This window comes from Stenotrophomonas maltophilia group sp. Smal13 (assembly GCF_030236855.1).
GTDB classification, from domain to species: domain Bacteria; phylum Pseudomonadota; class Gammaproteobacteria; order Xanthomonadales; family Xanthomonadaceae; genus Stenotrophomonas; species Stenotrophomonas maltophilia_A.
On the sequence record NZ_JASJSQ010000182.1, the window covers coordinates 1 to 772 of the forward strand.

General features: G+C 61.5%; 1 protein-coding gene. It reads right to left on the minus strand.

The window, feature by feature from the left end:
• On the minus strand, positions 1-573 hold a 573-nt coding region (locus QRO95_RS25270), incomplete at its 3' end, for a transposase (RefSeq protein WP_285303762.1).
• Positions 574-772 lie beyond the last annotated feature (199 nt).

Consider the following 772-nt stretch of genomic DNA (forward strand, 5'->3'; position numbering starts at 1 on the left):
TACGCCCTTCATCGACTTCAGCGTCTTCAGTTGAGGCTGCTGACCAACCTGCTCGGCGATCTGCTTGCCCAGACGCTCAGCCAACGTTTGTAGGCGGGTGATGTTGCCCTGCAGTAGTCGGCGCAGTTCACGATCAAGCACCATTTCCTGCTGCTGCCGCGCGATGGTCAGGGCGTCCATCGCCTGCCGACGTGCCCGAACGAACTCCCGCATCTTCTGCTGCCAAGGCTGCAGCGGCTGATAGGGAGGCAGCTTCACCAGGGCGGCCATCTGCGCCAACGCGTAGGCATCCAAACGGTCGGTTTTGGCAGTCTGACCCAACCCCTGAGCCAGTTTCCGGGCGCGCAAGGCATTGGCACGGGCCACCGGATGACCGGCCTTGTGCAGGAAATCCAGCACCGGCTGCTCATAGCCACCCGTGGCTTCAAGCACGATCTGGCGGGTCGGACGCTTCTTCAGCCAAACATCCAGTTCAGAAAACCCGGAGCGGTTGTTGCTGACCTGCAGGGTTTCTCCGTCCGTCGTACCGATATCCAGCTGACGCTTGCTGACATCAATCCCGATCCCGTTCATCACCTGACTCCGTATAGTCTGGAAGGGTCGAGAGCTCCCCCGCTTGCCCAGTCTTATCGCTTCGAGTGGTCGCTCCAGCAACTGTTCGGGCGGATCAAGGGAGATTCCGGCGTGGGCGCCAAGCTACATGGCGATCGTCGCGATCCTGGTTACGGATCGTCGAGATCTAGGCTCGCACGGCGGCCCACGCCGGCTCTCG